The sequence below is a fragment of the Rubrivivax rivuli genome, assembly GCF_004016505.1.
Taxonomy (GTDB): Bacteria; Pseudomonadota; Gammaproteobacteria; order Burkholderiales; family Burkholderiaceae_C; genus Rubrivivax; species Rubrivivax rivuli.
Window position 1 is genome coordinate 673,612 of record NZ_SACR01000004.1, and the last position, 20,014, is coordinate 693,625.

General features: G+C 68.4%; 20 protein-coding genes. 19 read left to right on the plus strand and 1 reads right to left on the minus strand.

Annotated features, from left to right (window positions below; genetic code table 11):
- Positions 1-3: 3 nt before the first annotated feature.
- From pyrH to EOE66_RS15450, 14 genes are read left to right on the plus strand one after another with little or no spacing between them, the layout of a single operon-like run.
- On the plus strand, positions 4-714 hold the full coding sequence (gene pyrH / locus EOE66_RS15385) for a UMP kinase (RefSeq protein WP_128229584.1): 711 nt from the start codon (positions 4-6) through the stop codon (positions 712-714).
- A gap of 13 nt (positions 715-727) precedes the next feature.
- Positions 728-1,288 (plus strand): ribosome recycling factor, encoded by a 561-nt coding sequence (gene frr / locus EOE66_RS15390; RefSeq protein ID WP_128229585.1) that lies wholly within the window; start codon positions 728-730, stop codon positions 1,286-1,288.
- A 34-nt stretch (positions 1,289-1,322) separates the two neighbouring features.
- Entirely contained in the window at positions 1,323-2,093 is a 771-nt protein-coding gene (uppS, locus tag EOE66_RS15395) for a polyprenyl diphosphate synthase (RefSeq protein ID WP_128229586.1), read from the plus strand.
- 7 nt (positions 2,094-2,100) lie between these two features.
- Positions 2,101-2,949, plus strand: coding sequence for a phosphatidate cytidylyltransferase (locus tag EOE66_RS15400; RefSeq protein WP_128229587.1), 849 nt, complete (start codon positions 2,101-2,103; stop codon positions 2,947-2,949).
- Positions 2,946-4,139 carry a 1-deoxy-D-xylulose-5-phosphate reductoisomerase gene (gene ispC, locus EOE66_RS15405; RefSeq protein ID WP_128229588.1) on the plus strand — a complete coding sequence of 398 codons (1,194 nt, stop codon included), beginning with the start codon at positions 2,946-2,948 and terminating at the stop codon, positions 4,137-4,139. The genes EOE66_RS15400 and ispC overlap by 4 nt, the downstream gene beginning before the upstream one ends.
- The gene (rseP, locus tag EOE66_RS15410; protein WP_128229589.1) at positions 4,136-5,506 is read left to right on the plus strand and encodes an RIP metalloprotease RseP; all 1,371 of its coding nucleotides are present in this window, start codon (positions 4,136-4,138) and stop codon (positions 5,504-5,506) included. The genes ispC and rseP overlap by 4 nt, the downstream gene beginning before the upstream one ends.
- An 8-nt stretch (positions 5,507-5,514) precedes the next feature.
- Complete coding sequence (gene bamA, locus EOE66_RS15415) at positions 5,515-7,833, plus strand: outer membrane protein assembly factor BamA (protein WP_128229590.1); 2,319 nt, start codon at positions 5,515-5,517, stop codon at positions 7,831-7,833.
- Complete coding sequence (locus tag EOE66_RS15420; protein WP_375137482.1) at positions 7,833-8,396, plus strand: OmpH/Skp family outer membrane protein; 564 nt, start codon at positions 7,833-7,835, stop codon at positions 8,394-8,396. Before bamA ends, EOE66_RS15420 begins: the two co-directional genes overlap by 1 nt.
- Positions 8,397-8,408: 12 nt before the next feature.
- Positions 8,409-9,464: a UDP-3-O-(3-hydroxymyristoyl)glucosamine N-acyltransferase gene (gene lpxD / locus EOE66_RS15425; RefSeq protein ID WP_245479070.1), complete on the plus strand. Its 1,056-nt coding sequence runs from the start codon at positions 8,409-8,411 to the stop codon at positions 9,462-9,464.
- Between the two features lie 5 nt (positions 9,465-9,469).
- Positions 9,470-9,913, plus strand: a complete 444-nt coding sequence (gene fabZ, locus EOE66_RS15430) for a 3-hydroxyacyl-ACP dehydratase FabZ (RefSeq protein WP_128229591.1) — start codon at positions 9,470-9,472, stop codon at positions 9,911-9,913.
- A gap of 8 nt (positions 9,914-9,921) precedes the next feature.
- Entirely contained in the window at positions 9,922-10,710 is a 789-nt protein-coding gene (lpxA, locus tag EOE66_RS15435; protein WP_128229592.1) for an acyl-ACP--UDP-N-acetylglucosamine O-acyltransferase, read from the plus strand.
- Between the two features lie 11 nt (positions 10,711-10,721).
- A complete protein-coding gene (lpxB, locus tag EOE66_RS15440) occupies positions 10,722-11,852 on the plus strand; it encodes a lipid-A-disaccharide synthase (protein WP_128229593.1) in 1,131 nt (376 codons plus the stop codon).
- A complete protein-coding gene (gene rnhB, locus EOE66_RS15445) occupies positions 11,824-12,447 on the plus strand; it encodes a ribonuclease HII (protein ID WP_128229594.1) in 624 nt (207 codons plus the stop codon). Before lpxB ends, rnhB begins: the two co-directional genes overlap by 29 nt.
- Positions 12,444-13,223 carry a TrmH family RNA methyltransferase gene (locus tag EOE66_RS15450; protein WP_128229595.1) on the plus strand — a complete coding sequence of 260 codons (780 nt, stop codon included), beginning with the start codon at positions 12,444-12,446 and terminating at the stop codon, positions 13,221-13,223. The genes rnhB and EOE66_RS15450 overlap by 4 nt, the downstream gene beginning before the upstream one ends.
- Here EOE66_RS15450 and ppsR read toward each other — a convergent pair.
- Positions 13,217-14,041 (minus strand): posphoenolpyruvate synthetase regulatory kinase/phosphorylase PpsR, encoded by an 825-nt coding sequence (ppsR, locus tag EOE66_RS15455; protein WP_128229596.1) that lies wholly within the window; start codon positions 14,039-14,041, stop codon positions 13,217-13,219. The two genes, EOE66_RS15450 and ppsR, sit on opposite strands and share 7 nt — an antisense overlap.
- Positions 14,042-14,257: 216 nt before the next feature.
- On the opposite strand from ppsR, the gene ppsA reads away from it, so the two are divergent.
- From ppsA to priB, 5 genes are all read left to right on the plus strand, one after another.
- Positions 14,258-16,675, plus strand: a complete 2,418-nt coding sequence (gene ppsA, locus EOE66_RS15460; protein WP_128229597.1) for a phosphoenolpyruvate synthase — start codon at positions 14,258-14,260, stop codon at positions 16,673-16,675.
- A gap of 75 nt (positions 16,676-16,750) precedes the next feature.
- Positions 16,751-17,044 carry a DUF4212 domain-containing protein gene (locus tag EOE66_RS15465; RefSeq protein WP_128229598.1) on the plus strand — a complete coding sequence of 98 codons (294 nt, stop codon included), beginning with the start codon at positions 16,751-16,753 and terminating at the stop codon, positions 17,042-17,044.
- Positions 17,034-19,148 (plus strand): VC_2705 family sodium/solute symporter, encoded by a 2,115-nt coding sequence (locus EOE66_RS15470; RefSeq protein ID WP_128229599.1) that lies wholly within the window; start codon positions 17,034-17,036, stop codon positions 19,146-19,148. Before EOE66_RS15465 ends, EOE66_RS15470 begins: the two co-directional genes overlap by 11 nt.
- Positions 19,149-19,268: 120 nt before the next feature.
- Positions 19,269-19,631 carry a 30S ribosomal protein S6 gene (gene rpsF / locus EOE66_RS15475; RefSeq protein ID WP_128229600.1) on the plus strand — a complete coding sequence of 121 codons (363 nt, stop codon included), beginning with the start codon at positions 19,269-19,271 and terminating at the stop codon, positions 19,629-19,631.
- Between the two features lie 46 nt (positions 19,632-19,677).
- The gene (gene priB, locus EOE66_RS15480; protein WP_128229601.1) at positions 19,678-20,001 is read left to right on the plus strand and encodes a primosomal replication protein N; all 324 of its coding nucleotides are present in this window, start codon (positions 19,678-19,680) and stop codon (positions 19,999-20,001) included.
- Positions 20,002-20,014: the final 13 nt, after the last annotated feature.

Genomic DNA, 20,014 nt, shown 5'->3' on the forward strand with positions numbered 1-20,014 from the left:
CTGATGCCGGCCTACAAGCGCATCCTGCTGAAGCTGTCGGGCGAAGCCCTGATGGGTGACGACGCCTTCGGCATCAACCGCGCCACCATCGTGCGCATGGTGCAAGAGGTGCAAGAGGTCACGAAGCTGGGTGTGGAGGTGGCGGTCGTCATCGGCGGCGGCAACATCTTCCGCGGCGTGGCCGGTGGCAGCGTGGGCATGGACCGCGCCACGGCCGACTACATGGGCATGCTGGCCACGGTGATGAACTCGCTGGCCCTGGCCGACACCATGCGGCAGGAAGGCATGACGGCCCGCGTGATGTCGGCCATCAGCATCGAGCAGGTGGTCGAGCCCTACGTGCGCCCGAAGGCGCTGCAGTACCTCGAAGAAGGCAAGGTCGTGATCTTCGCGGCCGGCACCGGCAACCCCTTCTTCACCACCGACACCGCCGCCGCGCTGCGCGGTGCCGAGATGGGCGTGGAGATCGTGCTCAAGGCCACCAAGGTGGACGGCGTGTACAGCGCCGACCCCAAGAAGGACCCGAGCGCCACGCGCTACACCACCATCAGCTTCGACGACGCCATCGCGCAGAACCTGCAGGTGATGGACGCCACCGCTTTCGCGCTGTGCCGCGACCAGAAGCTGCCGATCAAGGTTTTCAGCATCTTCAAGCCCGGCGCGCTCAAGCGCGTGGTGCAGGGCGAGGACGAAGGTACGCTGGTTCACGTTTGAGGGTTGCTCCGTCATGACCATCCAGGACATCAAGAAGACGGCCGAGACCAAGATGGGCAAGTCCATCGAGGCCTTCAAGAACGAGTTGCACAAGATCCGCACCGGCCGCGCCCACCCGGGCCTGCTCGACCAGGTGCATGTCGACTACTACGGCTCGGCCGTGCCCATCAGCCAGGTGGCCAACGTGACGCTGCTCGATGCGCGCACGATCAGCGTGCAGCCCTGGGAAAAGGGCATGGGCGCGAAGATCGAGAAGGCCATCCGCGAAAGCGACCTGGGCCTGAACCCGTCGTCGCAGGGTGATCTGCTGCGCGTGCCGATGCCGGCCCTGACCGAAGAGCGCCGCAAGGAGCTGACCAAGGTGGTGCGCCATGCGGGTGAAGACGCCAAGATCGCCGTGCGCGCCGTGCGCCGCGAGGCCAACGAGCACCTGAAGAAGCTGCTCAAGGACAAGGAAGTCTCCGAGGACGACGAGCGCCGCGCGCAAGACGAGGTGCAGCGCCTGACCGACCGCGTCATCGCCGAGATCGACAAGCTGGTGCAAGGCAAGGAAGCCGAGGTGCTGGCCGTCTGAGGCCAGCGCTGTCGCCCGCCCCGCCGCCTGCGCCATGTCAGACCTGTCTCTCGCCCCTGCGGCCGTGCAGCCGCCCAACGACGCCGCCGCCGCCGTGCCCCGCCATGTGGCCGTGGTGATGGACGGCAACGGCCGCTGGGCCAAGAGCCGCTACATGCCGCGCTACTTCGGCCACAAGGCCGGAGTCGACGCGCTGGTGCGTGTCATCAACACCTTCGCCGACCGTGGCGTCGAGTACCTCACCGTCTTCGCCTTCTCGTCCGAGAACTGGAAGCGCCCGGCCGACGAGGTCTCGGGCCTGATGGGCCTGGTGCTGGTGTCGGTGTCGAAGTACCTCACCAAGCTGGCCGGCGACGGCGTGCGCATCCGCATCGTCGGCGATCGCGAGGCGGTGTCCGAGAAGCTGCGCAAGGCCTGGGATCACGCCGAAGAGATCACCAAGCACAACACCCGCATCAACCTCAGCGTGGCCTTCAACTACGGCGGCCGCTGGGACGTGATGCAGGCCTGCCGCCAGGCGCTGGCCGAGGGCCTGGCGCCCGAGCAGCTCGACGAAGCCTGGCTGTCCAGCCGCATGGCCATGGCCTTCGCGCCCGACCCCGACCTCTTCATCCGCACGGGCGGCGAGATGCGCATCAGCAACTTTCTGCTGTGGCAGACCGCCTACTCCGAACTCTTCTTCACCGAGTGCCTCTGGCCCGATTTCGGCTTGGCCGAAATGGACGCGGCCTTCGCTGCCTACGCGCGGCGAGACCGGCGCTTCGGCACCCTGCGCTCCAGCTCGTCGTCGGCCGAAGGTTCCTGACGCGCCCATGCTCAGGCAGCGTGTCATCACCGCGCTCGTGCTCGTGGCCTTGCTGCTTGGCGCGCTGTCGGTGGACAGCGCCTGGCCTTTCGCGGCCCTCACGCTGCTGTTGATGGCCGCTGGCGGCTGGGAATGGGGCCGCCTGAACCAAGCCGGTGCAGGGCTCAGCGTGCTGATGGGCGCCGCCGTCGCCGCTGGCGGGGCGGTGGCCTGGCTCGCGGGCTGGAAGGAAGGGGCGCCGGCTTTGCTGTGGGCCTTTGCCCTGCTGCTCTGGGGCGCGGGTGGCGCGGTGGCGCTGCGCAGCGGGCCGGCCGCCTGGCCGCAACTGCCGCGGGCGGCGCGTTGGGTGCTGGGCCTGGCGGCTCTGTGGCTGGCCTGGCTGGCCTTGGCCGGCGCGCATGGCGTGGGCATCAACTTCATGCTGTCTGCGCTGTGCCTGGTGTGGATGGCCGACGTGGCCGCGTATTTCGGCGGGCGCGCTTTCGGCCGCCGCAAGCTGGCCCCGAGCATCAGCCCCGGCAAGAGCTGGGAAGGCGTGTGGTCGGGCTGGCTGGGCGTGGCGGTGCTGGCGGCCTTCTGGATCTGGCTGGACGGCCGCGTGGGTTTCGACGGCCCCAGCCTCTTCAGTCGCCTCTTCGACCGCTGGGGCGTGGTGGGTTTGTTGGCGGCCTTGTGGTTGCTGGCGGGCTTGAGCGTCGTCGGCGATCTGGTGGAATCTCTCGTCAAACGCGCCGCCGGCGCCAAGGACAGCAGCCGCCTGCTGCCCGGCCATGGCGGTGTGCTCGATCGTGTCGACGCGCTGCTGCCGGTGCTGCCGGCCGTGATGGCGCTCGTTGCACTCGGAAGCCTTGCATGAACGCACCCCGACAACGCCTGGCCATCCTCGGCGCCACCGGTTCCATCGGCACGAGCACGCTCGATGTGGTGGCGCGCCACCCCGATCGTTTCGAGGTGGTGGGCCTCACGTCCTACCAGCGCACCGACCTGCTGGTGCAGCAGTGCCTGCAGTTCCGCCCCCGCGTGGCCGTGCTGCCCACCGCCGAGCGCGCCGCCGAAGTGCGCGCCGCGCTGAAGGCGGCCGGCTCGGCCACCGAGGTGCAGCACGGCGCGCAGGCCTTGTGCGAGCTGGCCGCCGCCGATGATGTCGACAGCGTGATGGCCGCCATCGTCGGTGCCGCCGGCCTGCCGCCCTGCATGGCCGCAGCACGCACCGGCAAGCGACTGCTGCTGGCCAACAAGGAAGCGCTGGTGGTTGGCGGTGCGCTCTTCATGCAGGCCGTGAAGACTGGCGGCGCGACGCTGCTGCCCATCGACAGCGAGCACTCGGCCATCTTCCAGTGCCTGCCCGAAGACCGCAGCGCCTGGGCGCGCCGCATCGACCACATCATCCTCACCGCCAGCGGCGGGCCCTTCCGCCACCGCGACCCCGACACGCTGCACACGGTGACGCCGGCGCAAGCCGTGGCCCACCCGAACTGGGTGATGGGCCGCAAGATCTCGGTGGACTCGGCCACGATGATGAACAAGGCCCTGGAGGTCATCGAGGCGCGCTGGCTCTTCGACCTGGCGCCCGAGAACATCCGCGTCGTCATCCACCCGCAGAGCATCATCCATTCGATGGTGGTCTGCCGCGACGGCAGCGTGCTGGCGCAGTTGGGCACGCCCGACATGAAGGTGCCCATCGCCTACGGCCTGTCTTTCCCCGAGCGCATCGAATCGGGTGCGCCACGGCTCGACTTCCTGCAGCAGCCGCCGCTGCACTTCGAGACCCCCGACCCCCGCCGTTTCCCGGGCCTGCAACTCGCGTGGGACGCCCTGCGCGGCCCCGAGGGCAGCACCACGGTGCTCAACGCCGCGAACGAAGTGGCGGTGGCTGCCTTCCTGGACGGAACGATCGGCTTCACGGCGATTCACACGCTCAACGCGCGCACCATCGAGCGCCTGGAGCCCCGCCTGAGCCCCACCCACACCCTGGAAGACCTGATCGAGCTCGACACCCAGGCCCGGGTGACGGCGCATGAACTGATGCGGGAACTCGCGGCGTGATCACCACCGTCCTGGCCTTCCTGCTCACCCTGGGCATCCTCGTGGTCATCCACGAGTACGGGCACTACCGCGTGGCCGTGGCCTGCGGGGTGAAGGTGCTGCGCTTCTCGGTGGGCTTCGGGCAGGTGATCTGGCGCCGCCAGAGCAGCCCCGACGCGACCGAGTTCGTGGTTTGCGCGCTGCCCTTGGGCGGCTATGTGCGCATGCTGGATGAGCGCGAGGCCCCGGTGGCCCCCGGTCAGCTCAGCCAGGCCTTCAACCGCAAGACGCTGTGGCAGCGCGCGGCCATCGTCTCGGCCGGGCCGCTGGCCAACCTGGCGCTGGCCGTGCTGCTGTACGCCGCCGCACACTGGATCGGCGTGCAGGAACCCAAGGCCCTGATCGGCCCGCCTGCGGCCGGCAGCGTGGCCGAACGGGCCGGCCTGCGCGCCGGGCAGTGGGTGCAGGCCATCGACCACGGCACCGGTGAGTGGCAGGAACTGCGCTCGCTGACCGACCTGCGTTGGGAAGTGACCCAGGCCGCGCTTCGCGGAGAACGCCTGCGCCTGCAGGTGAGCGAGGGCGACGGCCGCGGCGCGCGCAGCGTCGATCTCGACCTCTCGGGCATCGAGGCCCGCGAAGTGGATACCGCGCTCACGCAGCGCATCGGCCTGGGCAGCCCCTGGCGCGAGCCCGTGCTGGGCCAGGTGCAGGCCGGCAGTGCCGGCGCCGCCGCGGGCCTGCAGCGCGGCGATCGTGTGCTGTCCATCGACGGCCAGGCCGTGGCCGATGCGCAGCAGGTGGTGGAGAAGGTGCGTGGCAACCTGCGTGGCGGGCAGGTCAGTGCGCAGGCCTGGTTGGTGGAACGCGAAGGCCGCACGCTGGTGCTCAACGTCACGCCGCAGGTCGTCACCGAGAAGGGCCAGACCTTCGCGCGGGTGGGTGTCGAACCCGGCCGTGCGCCGGTGATGCTGACGGTGCAGCACGGCGTCTTCGAAGGCCTGCAGCAGGGCGTGGTGCGCACCTGGGAAGTCTCGGTGCTGACGGTGAAGATGCTCGGCCGCATGTTGATCGGCGAGGCCTCGCTGAAGAATCTGAGCGGCCCGCTGACCATCGCCGACTACGCCGGCCAATCCGTCACCAAAGGCCTGGCCTACTACCTGGGCTTCCTGGCCCTGGTCAGCGTGAGCCTGGGCGTGCTGAACCTGCTGCCCCTGCCCATGCTCGATGGGGGTCACCTGATGTATTACATTTTCGAGGGCGTCACCGGCCGCCCTGTCCCCGACCTCTGGCTGGCCAGGCTGCAACGCGGCGGCATCGCTGTCTTGTTGATGATGATGTCGGTCGCCCTTTTCAACGACGTCGCCCGCTTGCTGGGCCTGCACTGAATCCCCCCATGTTCCCTGTGTTTCCGATCGGGCCGAGTGGCCCCTGGGGCCCGGTTGCCGTGCTCAGCGTGGCCGTCGCCTCGGCCCTGGCCGCACCCGCGGCGCTGGCCGTCACGCCCTTCGTGCTGAAGGACATCCGCGTCGAAGGCCTGCAGCGCACCGACCCCGGCACCGTGTTCGCCGCGCTGCCCTTCCGCATCGGCGACACCTACACCGACGACAAGGGTTCGGCCGCGCTGCGCGCGCTCTTCGCCACCGGCCTGTTCAAGGACGTGCGCATCGAGATCGAGGGCGAGGTCGCCATCGTCATCGTCGACGAGCGTTCGATCATCGGCGCCGTCACCTTCGTCGGTCTGAAGGAGTTCGACAAGGACCCGCTGACCAAGAGCCTGCGCGACGCCGGCATCGGCGAGGGCCTGCCCTTCGACCGCGCGCTCATCGACCGTGCCGAGCAGGAGATCAAGCGCCAGTACCTCGGCCGCAGCCTCTACGGCGCCGAGGTGGTCACGACGATCACACCGCTGGAGCGCAACCGCGTCAACGTGACCTTCACGATGACCGAAGGCGACGCCGCCAAGATCAAGGACATCCGCATCGTTGGCAACTCGGTGTTCAGCGAACGCGAACTGCTGGACCTCTTCGAACTGACGCCCACCGGCTGGTTCACCTGGTACAGCAAGACCGACCGCTACTCGCGCACCAAGCTCAACGCCGACCTGGAAAAGCTGCGTGCCTACTACGTGAACCGCGGCTACCTCGAGTTCGCCATCGAGAGCACGCAGGTCACGATCTCCCCCGACAAGCAGACCATTTCCGTGGCCATCTCGGTCAAGGAAGGTCAGCCCTACACCGTGACGGCGGTGCGCCTGGAAGGCGACTACCTCGGCAAGGAAGAAGAGTTCCGCGCCTTCGTGGCGCTGCGTCCGGGCCAGCCTTACCGCGGTGATGCGGTCACGGCCACCGGCAAGCGTTTCACCGACCTGTTCGGCCTGTACGGCTACGCCTTCGCGCGCATCGAGCCACGGCCGGAGATCGACCGCGCCACCGGTCAGGTGGTGGTCGTCTTCGCGGCAGAGCCCAGCCGCCGCGTCTACGTGCGCCGCATCGACGTGGCCGGCAACTCGCGCACCCGCGACGAGGTGGTGCGCCGCGAGTTCCGTCAGTTGGAAGGCGCCTGGTACGACGGTGGCCTGATCAAGCTCAGCAAAGAGCGCGTGGAGCGCCTGGGCTTCTTCAAGGAAAACATCGAGATCGACACCAACGAGGTGCCGGGCTCGCCCGACCAGGTCGACCTGATCGTCAACGTCGTCGAGAAGCCCACCGGCAACCTCATCGTCGGTGCCGGCTACTCGAACGCCGAGCGACTGACCTTCACCGCCTCGGTGAAGCAGGAAAACGCCTTCGGGTCTGGCAACTACCTCGGCATCGAGCTCAACACCAGCCGCTACCAGCGCACGCTGGTGGTGAGCACCGTCGACCCTTACTGGACGGTGGACGGCATCTCGCGCGCCATCGACGTCTTCTACCGCACGCAGCGCCCCATCAACAGCCTGGGCGACACCTACGACCTGAAGACGCCCGGTGCCTCGGTGCGATTTGGCGTGCCTTTCTCCGAATACGACACCGTGTTCCTCGGCGTCGGCTTCGAGCGCACCGAGATCGGCACTGCGGCCGGCATCCCGCTGTCCTACCTGAACTACCGCGCGCTGTACGGGGACAAGACCAATTCCTTCCCCCTGACGCTGGGCTGGTCGCGCGATGCGCGAGACAGCGTGCTCGTGCCCACCGCTGGCCGCTACCAGCGTGTGAACCTGGAGTGGGCGGCCTTCGGCGACGTGCGCTACCTGCGCACCAACGCGCAGTACCAGGAGTACTGGCAGTTGCCGCTGCGCATGTCGGTGGGTGTCAACGCCGAGATCGGCTGGGGCAAGGGCCTGGGCGGCAAGCCCTTCCCGGTGTTCAAGAACTTCTACGGCGGCGGCCTGGGCACCGTGCGGGCTTTCGAACAGAGCTCGCTGGGCGTGGTCGACCCCACCGGGGCCTACATTGGCGGCGCCAAGCGCCTGAACGTCAACACCGAGCTCTACTTCCCGGTGCCTGGCACCGGCAGCGACCGTTCGCTGCGCATCTTCGCCTTCGTCGACGCCGGCAACGTGTGGCGCGAGGACGAAACCATCACGGGCGAGTCCATCCGTTCCTCGGCCGGCCTAGGCTTGTCGTGGATCTCGCCCGTCGGCCCGTTGAAGCTGAGCTGGGGCAAGCCTCTGCGCCTGCAGCGCAACGATAGAATCCAACGTTTCCAATTCCAGATCGGGACTGCCTTCTGATGAAGATGTTCGCCACCCAGCGCCCTGCCGCCACCGCCTCCAAGGTTTCTCGCTGGCTCGCCGTGGCCGCCGTTTCCGTGGCCGCCGCGGCACCCACCGTCGCGCAGGACCTGAAGATCGGCTACGTCAACAGCGAACGCGTGCTGCGCGAATCCAACGCTGCCAAGGCCGCGCAGACCAAACTGGAAACCGAGTTCGGCAAACGCGAGCGTGAGCTCAACGACGCCGGCAACAAGCTCAAGACCGCGGCCGACAAGCTGGAGAAGGACGGCCCGACCCTGGCGCCGGCCGAACTGCAGCGCCGCCAGCGCGAACTGGTGGACCAGGACCGTGACCTGCAGCGCAAGCGCCGCGAGTTCCAGGAAGACCTGAACCAGCGCCGCAACGAAGAGCTGGCTGCGGTGGTGGAACGCGCCAACCGCGTCATCCGCCAGATCTACGAAGCCGAGAAGTACGACCTGATCCTGCAGGAAGTGATCTTCGCGAGCGCGCGGGTCGACATCACCGACAAGGTGATCCGCCAGCTCAACGCCCCCACGCCGGCCGCAGCCGCCGGCAAGTAAGCCTTGCCGGGCCTGGCCGTGGCAGGCGTGCGCCTGGGGGAACTGGGCGCGCTGCTGGGCGGTGAGCTGGTCGGCGACGCCGAACTCACCGTCAGCCGCATCGGCCCGCTGGACTCTGCCGACGCGCAGACGATCAGCTTTCTTTCCAATCCCCGCTACCAGGCGCAGCTGGCCTCTTCCAAGGCCGGCTGTGTGATCGTCGGCCCTGCGATGCGAGAGGCCGCGGTCGCGCGCGGCCCGGCCCTCGTCTGCGCCGACCCTTACCTCGCCTTCGCGCGCCTGACCCAATGGTGGGCTGCGCGGTCGCGGCGCGCGCCGGTGGTGGGCGTGCACCCGAGCGCTGTGGTGGAGGAGGGCGCACGCATCCACGCCACGGCCAGCATCGGTGCGTTGGCCTTCGTGGCTGCCGGGGCCGAGGTGGGCGCCGGCGCGGTGATCGGGCCGCAGGTGCACATCGGCGCCGACGCTGCGGTGGGTGAGGGCACGTTGCTCAAGCCACGTGTCGTGCTGTCGGAGGGCTGCCGCATCGGTGCACGCGGCATCGTGCACAGCGGTGCGGTCATCGGTGCCGATGGTTTCGGCTTCGCGCCAGCGCGCAACGAGGCCGGCGCCTGGTGGGAAAAGATCGAGCAGCTCGGTGGTGTGCGCATCGGTGACGATGTCGAGATCGGCGCCAACACCTGCATCGACCGCGGCGCGCTGGAAGACACCGTGCTCGAAGACGGCGTGAAGCTCGACAACCTCGTGCAGATCGGCCACAACGTGCATGTCGGTGCGCACACGGCCTTCGCAGGCTGCGTGGGCGTGGCGGGCAGCGCCCGCATCGGGCGGCACTGCACCGCTGGCGGCGGCGCCATCATCCTGGGCCACCTGGAGATCTGCGATCACGTGCACATCACGGCGGCCACGGTCATCAGCCGGTCCATCCACAAACCGGGCCAGTACAGCGGCATGTTCCCCTTCGATGACAATGCCAGCTGGGAAAAGAACGCTGCCACCCTGAGACAACTGCACACGCTGCGAGAGCGGCTGCGGGCGATGGAAAAAGCGCTGGAGAACAAGACGTGACCACCATGGACATCCAATACATCCTGCGCAAGTTGCCGCACCGCTACCCCATCTTGCTGGTGGACCGCGTGCTCGAGCTCGAAAAGGACGTGCGCATCAAGGCGCTGAAGAACGTCACTTTCAACGAGCCGTTCTTCATGGGCCACTTCCCGGCCCGTCCGGTGATGCCTGGCGTGCTGATGCTGGAAGCGCTGGCGCAATCGGCCGCCATCCTCAGTTTCGAGAGCGCGGGCGCCGACCCGGGCGACGACACGGTGGTGTACTTCGCCGGTATCGACAACGCACGCTTCAAGAAGCCCGTGGGCCCCGGCGATCAGCTCATCCTGGAGGCTGCCATCGACCGCGTGAAGTCAGGCATCTACCGCTACAAGGCCAAGGCCAGCGTCGACGGCGCCACGGTCTGTGAAGCCGACCTGATGTGCACGATGCGCCGCGTCGCCGCACCCTGAACCGCACGATGGCCCTGATTCACCCCACCGCCATCGTCGACCCCGGCGCCGAGCTGGCGGCGACGGTGCAGGTCGGCCCCTACGCCTTGATCGGCGCCGGCGTGCGCATCGGCGAAGGCACCCGCATCGGCGGGCACTGCACGCTCGAAGGCCCGATGACCCTGGGCCGCGACAACGTGGTGCACCCGCATGCCGCCCTGGGCTGCGCCCCCCAGGACAAGAAGTACGCCGGCGAGCCCACCGAGCTGCACATCGGTGACCGCAACACCATCTTCCAGTTCTGCACCTTCAGCCGCGGCACCACGCAGGACGCCGGCGTCACGCGCGTCGGTGACGACAACTGGATCATGGCCTACGTGCACCTGGCGCACGACGTGCAGCTGGGCCACCACACCATCCTGGCCAACAACGCCACGCTGGCCGGCCACGTGCATGTGGGCGACTGGGCCATCGTCGGCGGGCTCACGGGCGTGCACCAGTTCTGCAAGGTGGGTGCGCACGCCATCCTGGGCTTCCAGAGCCACGTGTCGCAAGACGTGCCGCCCTTCATGACGGTGAGCGGCAATCCCTTGTCGGTGGCCGGCATCAACGCCGAGGGCTTGCGCCGGCGAGGCTTCTCGCGCGAGCGCATCGGGCTCGTCAAGCAGATGCACAAGCTGCTTTACCGCGAAGGCCTGACGCTGGAGAAGGCGCGCGAAGCCATCGCGGCGCTGAAGGGCATGGTGGAGGATGGCGATGCCGACATCGACACGCTGCTGAGCTTCCTCGCCGCCAGCACGCGCGGCATCGCTCGCTAAAAGCCGAGACCATGCAACTCGCGATGGTCGCCGGCGAGGCCTCGGGCGACCTGCTCGCCGGCCTGCTGCTGACCGGCCTCAAGCAGCGCTGGCCCACGCTGCAGACGCACGGCATCGGCGGCCCGCGCATGGCCGAGCAGGGTTTCGAGGCCTGGTGGCCGCACCAGAAGCTGGCCGTGCGCGGTTACGTCGAGGTGCTGCGCCACTACCGCGAGATCTCGGGCATCCGCGAGGCGCTGGCCGAGCGCCTGCTGCAAGAGCGGCCGGCGGCCTTCGTCGGTGTCGACGCGCCCGACTTCAACCTGGGCCTGGAGAAGCGCCTGAAGACGGCCGGCATCAAGACCGTGCACTTCGTCTGCCCCTCCATCTGGGCCTGGCGCGGCGGCCGTGCCAAGAAGATGGCCGCCAGCTGCGACCACGTGTTGTGTCTCTTCCCTTTCGAGCCCGCGCTGCTGCAGCAGCATGGCGTGGCCGCCACGTTCGTGGGCCACCCGCTGGCCGATGCCATTCCGCTGCAACCGCCGCGCGCCGCCAGCCGCGCAGCGCTGGGTCTGGCAGAGGCCGACGAGGTGGTGGCCGTGCTGCCGGGCAGCCGCCGCAGCGAAATCCAGTACATCGCGCCGGCTTTCCTGCAGGCGGCGGCGCTGATGCACCGCCAACGCCCTTCGTTGCGATTCGTGCTGCCCATCTCGCCCGGCCTGCGCGAGATGATCGAACCGCTGTTGCAGGCGCACGCGCCGGGCCTGCCCCTGCAGTTGCTCGACGGCCAATCACACGCCGCGCTGGCGGCCTGCGACGTGACGCTGATCGCCAGCGGCACCGCCACGCTGGAAGCGGCGCTGTTCAAGCTGCCGATGGTCATTGGCTACCGCATGCACGGTCTGAGCTGGCAGCTGATGAAGCGCATGCGCTACCAGCCCTGGGTGGGCTTGCCCAACATCCTGAGCCGCGAGTTCGTGGTGCCTGAGCTGATCCAGGAAGACTGTCAACCCGAAGCCCTGGCCCGCGCCACGCTGCGCTGGCTGGACGACCGCCCGGCTGCCGCCGCACTGGCCCGCCGTTTCGATGACCTGCACCACAGCCTGCGCCGCGACACGGCGCGCTGCGCCGCCGATGCCCTCGCGCAAGTCGTTCAAGCTTGAGCAGCTCGGCTTCGGCTGGGATGAGCCGGGTCTGGTGGCCGGTGTCGACGAAGCCGGGCGCGGCCCGCTGGCCGGGCCGGTGGTGGCCGCGGCCGTGATCCTCGACGACCTCAAGCCCATCGCAGGCCTGGGCGATTCGAAGGCGCTCAGCGAACGCAAGCGTGAAGCGCTGTTCGACGAGATCCGCGCCAAGGCCTTGTGCTGTGCCATTGCCGAAGCCAGTGCCGAAGAGATCGACCGCCTGAACATCCTGCAGGCCACCCTGTTGGCCATGCGCCGCGCCGTGGATGCTCTGCGCCTGCCGCCGCACCGCGTGGTGGTGGATGGCAACCGCGTGCCGGTGCTGCGGGTGCCGGTGGCGGCGGTGGTCAAGGGCGATGCGCTTGTGCCGGCGATCTCGGCCGCGTCCATCCTGGCCAAGGTGCACCGCGACCGGCTGTGCCAGGCGCTGCACGCACGGCACCCGGCCTATGGCTTCGATGGGCACAAGGGCTACCCCACGCCCGAGCACCTGGCCGCGCTGCAGCAGCACGGCGCCTGCCCCGAACACCGGCGCAGCTTTGCGCCTGTGCGCGCTGCACTGCAACGCCCATGAACGAGCCGCAGCTCATCACCTCGAAAGACAACCCGCTGCTGCAGCGCCTGCGCAAGCTGGCCTTGGACGGTGCGGCCTACCGCCGTGGCGGGCAGGTGTGGATCGAGGGCGAGCACCTGTGCAGCGCGCTGCGCACACGCGGCGGCGCGGCCTTGCAGGCTGTGGTGGCCGATGAAGCCTGGGTGCGGCCCGAACTGCGCGATCTGGCCGCCTGGGCGCCGCGCATCGCCCGCGTGCCGGCGGCGCTGTTCAAGGGCTTCAGCACGCTGGAATCGCCGGCGCCCATCGGCTTTCTCATCGACGCGCCGGCCGAAGTGGCGCTGCGCCAGGGCGTGGCCAGCGTGGTGCTCGACCGTGTGCAAGACCCCGGCAACGTCGGCAGCATCCTGCGCAGCGCGGCGGCCTTCGGCGTGCCGCAGGTGCTGGCACTGAAGGGCACCGTGGCCCTGTGGTCGCCGAAGGTCTTGCGTGCTGGCATGGGCGCGCACTTCGGCCTGCACCTGGTGGAAGGGCTGGCGCCTGAAGACCTGGCCGCCTTGGGCGCGCCCCTGGTGGCCACCAGTTCGCACGCCGGCCACCAACTGCCCAGCGCACACCTGCCGCAACCTTGCGCCTGGGTGCTGGGCCACGAAGGGCAGGGCGTGCATGCCGATCTGCTGGCGCGCTGCACGCTGCAGGTCAGCATTCCGCAGCCGGGTGGTGAAGAGTCGCTCAACGTCGCCGCCGCGGCGGCGGTGTGCCTGTACGAATCGGCCCGTCGATTGCCGGCTCAGTAGATCAGGCGATCCGGCCGCAGGTCGCGCAGGATGGTGGTGGCGATCTCTTCGATGGACTTGTGCGTGCTGCTGAGCCAGCTGATGCCTTCACGACGCATCATGCTCTCGGCTTCGTTCACTTCGTAGCGGCAGTTCAGCAGCGAGGCGTACTTGCTGTCCGGTCGCCGCTCGTTGCGGATCTGCGCGAGGCGCTCTGGGTCGATGGTCAGGCCAAAGCACTTGCGCTTGTAGGGCGCCAAGGGGGTGGGCAGCCGGCCGCGGTCGAAGTCTTCGGGAATCAGCGGGTAGTTCGCGGCCTTGATGCCATGCTGCATGGCGAGGTACAGGCTGGTCGGCGTCTTGCCGCTGCGGCTGACGCCCAGCAGGATGACGTCGGCCACGTCGAGGTTGCGCGCGCTCTGGCCGTCGTCGTGCGCCAGGCTGAAGTTGATGGCTTCGATGCGCTCGTTGTACTCGCGGCTGGCGCTGGCGTCGCTGAAGCGACCCACCCGGTGGTTGCTTTTCACGCCGAACTCGGCCTCCAGCGGTTCGACGAAGGTGCGGAACATGTCGAGCACCAAGCCCTTGCACTGCGGCCCGGTGATCATGCTGCGCACGTCGTCGTTCACCAGCGTGATGAAGACGATGGGCCGCTTGCCCTCGCGTTCGGCCGTGGCGTTGATCTCCTCCATCACCGTGCCGGCCTTCTCGGGCGTGTCGATGAAGGGCCGGCGCACATGCCGCGGCTTGGCCGGGAACTGGTTCAGGATGGAGTTGCCGAAGGTCTCGGCGGTGATGCCGGTGCCGTCCGAGACAAAGAACACGGTTCGTTCGGTCATGGCGTTTTCAAGGGGAGCGCAGGTGGTTACAGACGAGGTTCATCATAAGGAAGAAGTCCTTAGAATCTGCTCAACTTTCCGCTCCTCGTCTGGCCTCCTGCCGCCCACCATGAACCCCACGCGCCTGCCCGAAGCAGAACAACATGCCGCCGCGTGGGCATGGGCCGCCGTGCCGCTGGCGGAAGCACCGGTTTTTTCACACTTCGGAGCTTTCCCATGTCATCCAGCCACCTGGCGACCGCCCTGGTCGCCCCGTTCGAACACCTGAGAATGACCGATGTCGAGGCGGTGGGCGGCAAGAACGCCAGCCTCGGCGAAATGATCAGCCAGCTCGCTGCCAAGGGCGTGCGTGTGCCGGGGGGCTTTGCCACCACGGCGCATGCCTTCCGCGTGTTCCTGCAGCACGGTGGGCTGGCGCAGCGCATCCAGGCCAAGCTCGACACGCTGAACGTCGACGACGTCAACGCGCTGGGCGCCGCAGGCGCCGAGATCCGACAGTGGATCGTCGACACGCCCTTGCCGGCCGACCTCGAAGCCGCCATCCGCGAGCAGTTCGCGCGCCTGACTGCGGGCAACCCCGAGGCCAGCTTTGCCGTGCGTTCCTCGGCCACCGCGGAAGACATGCCCGATGCATCGTTCGCCGGCCAGCAGGAGACCTTCCTCAACGTCACCGGCATCGAGGACGTGCTGCACCGCATGAAGGAGGTGTTCGCCTCCCTCTACAACGACCGCGCCATCAGCTACCGCGTGCACAAGGGCTACGCCCACCACGACGTGGCGCTGTCGGCCGGCGTGCAGCGCATGGTGCGCTCTGACCTCGGCTCCGCCGGCGTGATGTTCACCATCGACACCGAAAGCGGCTTCCCCGACGTCGTCTTCATCACCAGCAGCTACGGGCTGGGTGAGCTGGTGGTGCAGGGCGCGGTGAACCCCGACGAGTTCTATGTCCACAAGCCCATGCTGGCGGCGGGCAAGATGGCCGTCATCCGCCGTGGCCTGGGCAGCAAGCTGCAGCGCATGGCCTTCGCCAGCGCTGCCGACAAGGCCGCCACCGGCAAGCTGGTGCAGACGCTGGACACCCCACCCGAGCAGCGCAACCGCTACTCGCTCACAGACGCCGAGGTCACCGAACTGGCCAAGTACGCGGTCATCATCGAGAAGCACTACGGCCGCGCGATGGACATCGAGTGGGGCAAGGACGGTGTCGACGGACAGCTCTACATCCTGCAGGCCCGGCCCGAGACCGTGAAGAGCCAGGCCGCCGGCAAGGCCGAGCAGCGTTTCCGCATCAAGGGTGACCGCAGCAAGAACACCGTGCTGACCGAGGGCCGCGCCATCGGCCAGAAGGTGGGCACGGGCCCGGTGCGCCTGGTGCGCAGCACCGCCGAGATGGACCGTGTGCAGCCGGGTGATGTGCTCGTCACCGACATGACCGACCCCAACTGGGAGCCGGTGATGAAGCGCGCCAGCGCCATCGTCACCAACCGCGGCGGGCGCACCTGCCACGCGGCCATCATCGCGCGCGAACTCGGCATCCCGGCGGTGGTGGGTTGCGGAGACGCCACCGAGAAGCTCAGCGAGAACGCGCTCGTCACCGTCAGTTGCGCCGAGGGCGACACCGGCTTCATCTACGACGGTCTGCTGGAGACCGAGGTCAGCGACGTGGTGCGCGGCGAGATGCCCTACTGCCCCATCAAGATCATGATGAACGTGGGCAACCCGCAGCTCGCCTTCGACTTCGCGCAGATGCCCAACAGCGGCGTCGGCCTGGCGCGGCTGGAGTTCATCATCAACAACAACATCGGGGTGCACCCGAAGGCCATCCTCGACTACCCCAACATCGACGCCGACCTGAAGAAGGCCGTGGAGAGCGTGGCCCGCGGCCACGCCAGCCCGCGCGCCTTCTATGTCGACAAGCTGGCCGAGGGCATCGCCACCATCGCCGCGGCCTTCTGGCCGAAGAGCGTGATCGTGCGGCTGTCGGACTTCAAGAGCAACGAGTACCGCAAGCTCATCGGCGGCACGCGCTACGAGCCCGATGAAGAGAACCCGATGCTGGGTTTCCGCGGCGCCAGCCGCTACATCAGCGGCGACTTCAGCGATGCCTTCGCGATGGAGTGCGAGGCGCTCCGGCGCGTGCGCACCGACATGGGCCTGAGCAACGTCGAGATCATGGTGCCCTTCGTGCGCACCGTGAAGCAGGCCGCCACCGTCAAGCAGATGCTGGCCGAACGCGGCCTGCAGCGCGCGGCCGATGGCGGCAAGGACGGTCTGCGCCTGATCATGATGTGCGAGGTGCCCAGCAACGCCATCCTGGCGGACCAGTTCCTCGAGCACTTCGACGGCATGAGCATCGGCAGCAACGACCTGACGCAGCTCACGCTGGGCCTGGACCGCGACAGCGGCATCGAGCAGCTGGCCGGTGATTTCGACGAGCGCGACCCGGCCGTCAAGGCCATGATCTCGCGTGCCATCGCCGCCTGCCGGGCCACCGGCAAGTACGTGGGCATCTGCGGCCAGGGCCCGAGCGATCACCCCGACTTCGCCGACTGGTTGGCGCAGGAGGGCATCGTCTCGATCTCGCTCAACCCCGACACGGTGGTCGATACCTGGCAGCGCCTGGCCAAGGCCTGAAGGGACCGGGGCGCGGCACAGCGGCCCGGGTAGTTGCCGGCTGATCTGGCGCAGACCCTGCGCCAGAATCGGCGCATGAACGAGCGGGCGCGGTACCTCTTCTGGCAGCAGGCGCGGCGCTGGACGCTTGCGCTGCTGCTGGTGTGGCTGGTGGTGAACCTTGGCGTGCCTTGGTTCGCCCGCGAACTCGATCGCTACAGCGTCCTGGGTTTCCCGCTGGGCTACTGGCTGGCGGGGCAGGGGGCCTTGTTCATCTACCTCGCCCTGATCGCCGTCTATGTGGCGGTGATGGACAGGCTGGAGGCCGCGCTGCTGCGCACCACCTCCGATGCGCCACCCACCGCCCCTGGAGCGTCGGATGGCCGCTGAGCGGGGCGGCCAGGGCGTGGCCGGCACGCGCGACTTCTCGCGCGTGCTGGCGGGGCGCTACGCGCTCTTCCTGCTGTGTTTCGGGCTGATGATCGCCGCCATGGCCCTGGCCGAACGCGCGGGCGTGCAGCGATCGTGGATCGGCGTCACCTTCCTGGTGCTGACGGTGGCGGTGTACGCGGGCATCGGCTTCATCTGCCGCACCTCCAACGAGGCCGAGTACTTCGTCGCCGGGCGCCGCGTGCCGGCGTTCTACAACGGCCTGGCCACCGCGGCCGACTGGATGTCAGCCGCGTCCTTCCTGGGTACGGCTGGCGTGCTTTACCTGCAGGGGCAAGCGGGGCTGGCCTATATCCTGGGCTGGACGGGCGGCTACGTGCTGCTGGCCCTGCTGCTGGCGCCCTACCTGCGGCGTCTGGGCCAGTACACGGTGCCCGACTTCATGGCTTCGCGCTTTGGCGGCAGCCTGCCGCGGCTGATCGGTGCGGCGGCCACGGTGGCGGTGTCCTTCGTCTACCTGGTGGTGCAGATCTACGGCGTGGGCCTGATCACCTCGCACCTCACGGGCTTCGGCTTCGAGCTCGGCATCTTCGTGGGCCTGGGCGGAGTGCTGGTGTGCAGCTTCCTGGGCGGCATGCGCGCCGTCACCTGGACGCAGGTGGCGCAGTACCTCGTGCTCATCGTGGCCTACCTGGTGCCGCTGCTGTGGCTGTCGGTCAAGCAGACCGGCAGCGTGATGCCGGTGATGGCCTACAGCCAGCAACTGCAGCAGGTCACGGCCCGCGAGCGCGCATTGACCACCGATGCGGCCGAGCAGGACGTCATCCGGCTGCTGCGCCAGCGCGCCGCCGAGGCCGAACTGAAGCTGCGCGACGTGCGCACCGCGATGGCCCGCGACGAAGCCGCCCTGCAGGCCCAGGTGGCGGCGCTGCGTGCAGAGAACGCACCGCTGGTGCGCATTCAGCGCGCTGAGCGCGAACTCGCGCAGCGCCCGCGCACCGAGGCCCAGGCCCGGGCGCTGTACCAGCGAGAGCGTGACGCCGCGCTGGCCGGCGCGCGCCCGCTGGGCGGCATGCCGCCGCAGACGCTGGCCTTTGCCGGCGGCGACCCCGAAGGCGATGCGCAGGCCCGCGCACGGCACGACAGCGCACGCATCAACTTCATCGCGCTGATGCTCTGCCTGATGATGGGCACGGCCGCACTGCCGCACGTGCTGACGCGCTTCTACACAACCCCTTCAGCCTCGCAGGCGCGGCGCTCGGTGGGCTGGACGCTGCTCTTCATCGTGATGCTCTACATCGCCGCGCCGATGCTCGCCGTGCTGGTGAAGTTCGAAGTGCTGCACCACGTGGTGGGCCTGCCGATCGACGACCTGCCGCAGTGGGTGCAGCGTTGGTCGCGCATGGACCCGGCGCTGGTCAGCGTGCGCGACATCAACGGCGACGGCCTGCTGCAACTGGGTGAACTGCGCTTGGCCGGCGACATCATCGTGCTGGCCGCGCCCGAGATCGGCGGGTTGCCCTACTGGGTGACCTGCCTGGTGGCCGCCGGGGGGCTGGCTGCGGCGCTGTCCACCGCCGACGGCCTGCTGCTGACCATCGCCAACGCGTTGTCGCACGATGTCTGGTTCCGCAGCGTCAACCCGCGTGCCACGGCGGCGGTGCGGGTGGTGGTCTCCAAGGTGCTGGTGATGGTGGTGGCCTTCCTGGCGGCGCTGATCGCGGCGCTGAAGATCACCGACATCCTGCAGTTCGTCTCGCTGGCTTTCTCGCTGGCGGCCTCGGCCTTCTTCCCGGCGCTGGTGCTGGGCATCTTCTGGCGCCGTGCCAACCACGCGGGGGTGGTGGCCGGCATGCTCACGGGCCTGGGCGTGACGGTCTGGTACATGGTGACCAACCTGCCGCTGCTGCGCCGCGCGTTCGGCGTCACACGGCCCCTGGCCGAGTGCAGCTGGTTCGGAGTGGAGCCCATTGCGGCGGGCGTTTTCGGCGTGCCGGCAGGCCTGCTGGTGATGGCGCTGGTGAGCCGCTTCACGAAACCGCCGGGGCCGGCGCAGGTGGCGGTCATCGAGCGCATGCGCTTCCCGGCCCCCGGGGAGCGTTGACCCCAGTGCTATACTGTTGGGCTTTCCTTGCTGCACCCGTCATGTTGACGCATCGGGGCAGCTTCCACCCCCAGCGGCCTCGGCAACCCTGCCAGCCGCCGGAATCCACAAGGAGTGTTCATGCGTCACTATGAGATCGTTCTGCTGATCCACCCGGATCAAAGCGAACAGGTTCCGGCCATGCTGGAACGCTACAAGAACCTGGTCACCACCAGCGGCGGCAAAGTCCACCGCGTGGAAGACTGGGGCCGCCGCCAGCTGGCCTACATGATCCAGAAGCTCGTGAAGGCGCACTACCTGTGCCTGAACATCGAGTGCAGCATCGAGACGCTGACCGAGCTGGAGACGGGTTTCCGCTTCAACGACGCCGTGCTGCGTCACATGACCGTGGGCAAGGCCAAGGCCGAAACCGCCCCGTCGATCATGATGAAGGCCGTCGAGCGCGAAGAAGCCCGCAAGGAACGCCAGGAGGCTTCGGCCTGAGGTCGGGCTGCGTCCTCCGCCAGCCCGCTGCGGACCAGCGCCTGTGATGAACAGGCTGCTGCTCACGGCAACCCTGGTGGAACGGGCGGCGCTGCGTTACACCCCGGCCGGGCTACCGGCGCTCGACGTGGGGCTCAAGCACGAGTCCACCGTCAGCGAAGATGGCCAGGCCCGCAAGGTCTCGATGGAGATGCGGGCCGTGGCGATCGGGGCGATAACGAAGGCGCTGCTGGCAGCGGAGCTGGGCCAGATGGCGCTCTACACGGGCTTCATCACCAGCGCTCGCAGCGGACGCGGCCTGCTGTTCCATATCACCTCGGTGGAAGCTGTGGTCTCCGACCCGCCCGCCGATCCGGATCAACAGAATTGAATTCAAGTAGGAG

Coding starts and splice junctions, on each gene's coding strand:
- pyrH (WP_128229584.1), top strand. CDS start 4: ATGCCGGCCTACAAGCGCATCCTGCTGAAGCTGTCGGGCGAAGCCCTG.
- frr (WP_128229585.1), top strand. CDS start 728: ATGACCATCCAGGACATCAAGAAGACGGCCGAGACCAAGATGGGCAAG.
- uppS (WP_128229586.1), top strand. CDS start 1,323: ATGTCAGACCTGTCTCTCGCCCCTGCGGCCGTGCAGCCGCCCAACGAC.
- EOE66_RS15400 (WP_128229587.1), top strand. CDS start 2,101: ATGCTCAGGCAGCGTGTCATCACCGCGCTCGTGCTCGTGGCCTTGCTG.
- ispC (WP_128229588.1), top strand. CDS start 2,946: ATGAACGCACCCCGACAACGCCTGGCCATCCTCGGCGCCACCGGTTCC.
- bamA (WP_128229590.1), top strand. CDS start 5,515: ATGTTCCCTGTGTTTCCGATCGGGCCGAGTGGCCCCTGGGGCCCGGTT.
- EOE66_RS15420 (WP_375137482.1), top strand. CDS start 7,833: ATGAAGATGTTCGCCACCCAGCGCCCTGCCGCCACCGCCTCCAAGGTT.
- fabZ (WP_128229591.1), top strand. CDS start 9,470: ATGGACATCCAATACATCCTGCGCAAGTTGCCGCACCGCTACCCCATC.
- lpxA (WP_128229592.1), top strand. CDS start 9,922: ATGGCCCTGATTCACCCCACCGCCATCGTCGACCCCGGCGCCGAGCTG.
- lpxB (WP_128229593.1), top strand. CDS start 10,722: ATGCAACTCGCGATGGTCGCCGGCGAGGCCTCGGGCGACCTGCTCGCC.
- rnhB (WP_128229594.1), top strand. CDS start 11,824: ATGCCCTCGCGCAAGTCGTTCAAGCTTGAGCAGCTCGGCTTCGGCTGG.
- EOE66_RS15450 (WP_128229595.1), top strand. CDS start 12,444: ATGAACGAGCCGCAGCTCATCACCTCGAAAGACAACCCGCTGCTGCAG.
- ppsR (WP_128229596.1), bottom strand. CDS start 14,041: ATGACCGAACGAACCGTGTTCTTTGTCTCGGACGGCACCGGCATCACC.
- ppsA (WP_128229597.1), top strand. CDS start 14,258: ATGTCATCCAGCCACCTGGCGACCGCCCTGGTCGCCCCGTTCGAACAC.
- EOE66_RS15465 (WP_128229598.1), top strand. CDS start 16,751: ATGAACGAGCGGGCGCGGTACCTCTTCTGGCAGCAGGCGCGGCGCTGG.
- EOE66_RS15470 (WP_128229599.1), top strand. CDS start 17,034: ATGGCCGCTGAGCGGGGCGGCCAGGGCGTGGCCGGCACGCGCGACTTC.
- rpsF (WP_128229600.1), top strand. CDS start 19,269: ATGCGTCACTATGAGATCGTTCTGCTGATCCACCCGGATCAAAGCGAA.
- priB (WP_128229601.1), top strand. CDS start 19,678: ATGAACAGGCTGCTGCTCACGGCAACCCTGGTGGAACGGGCGGCGCTG.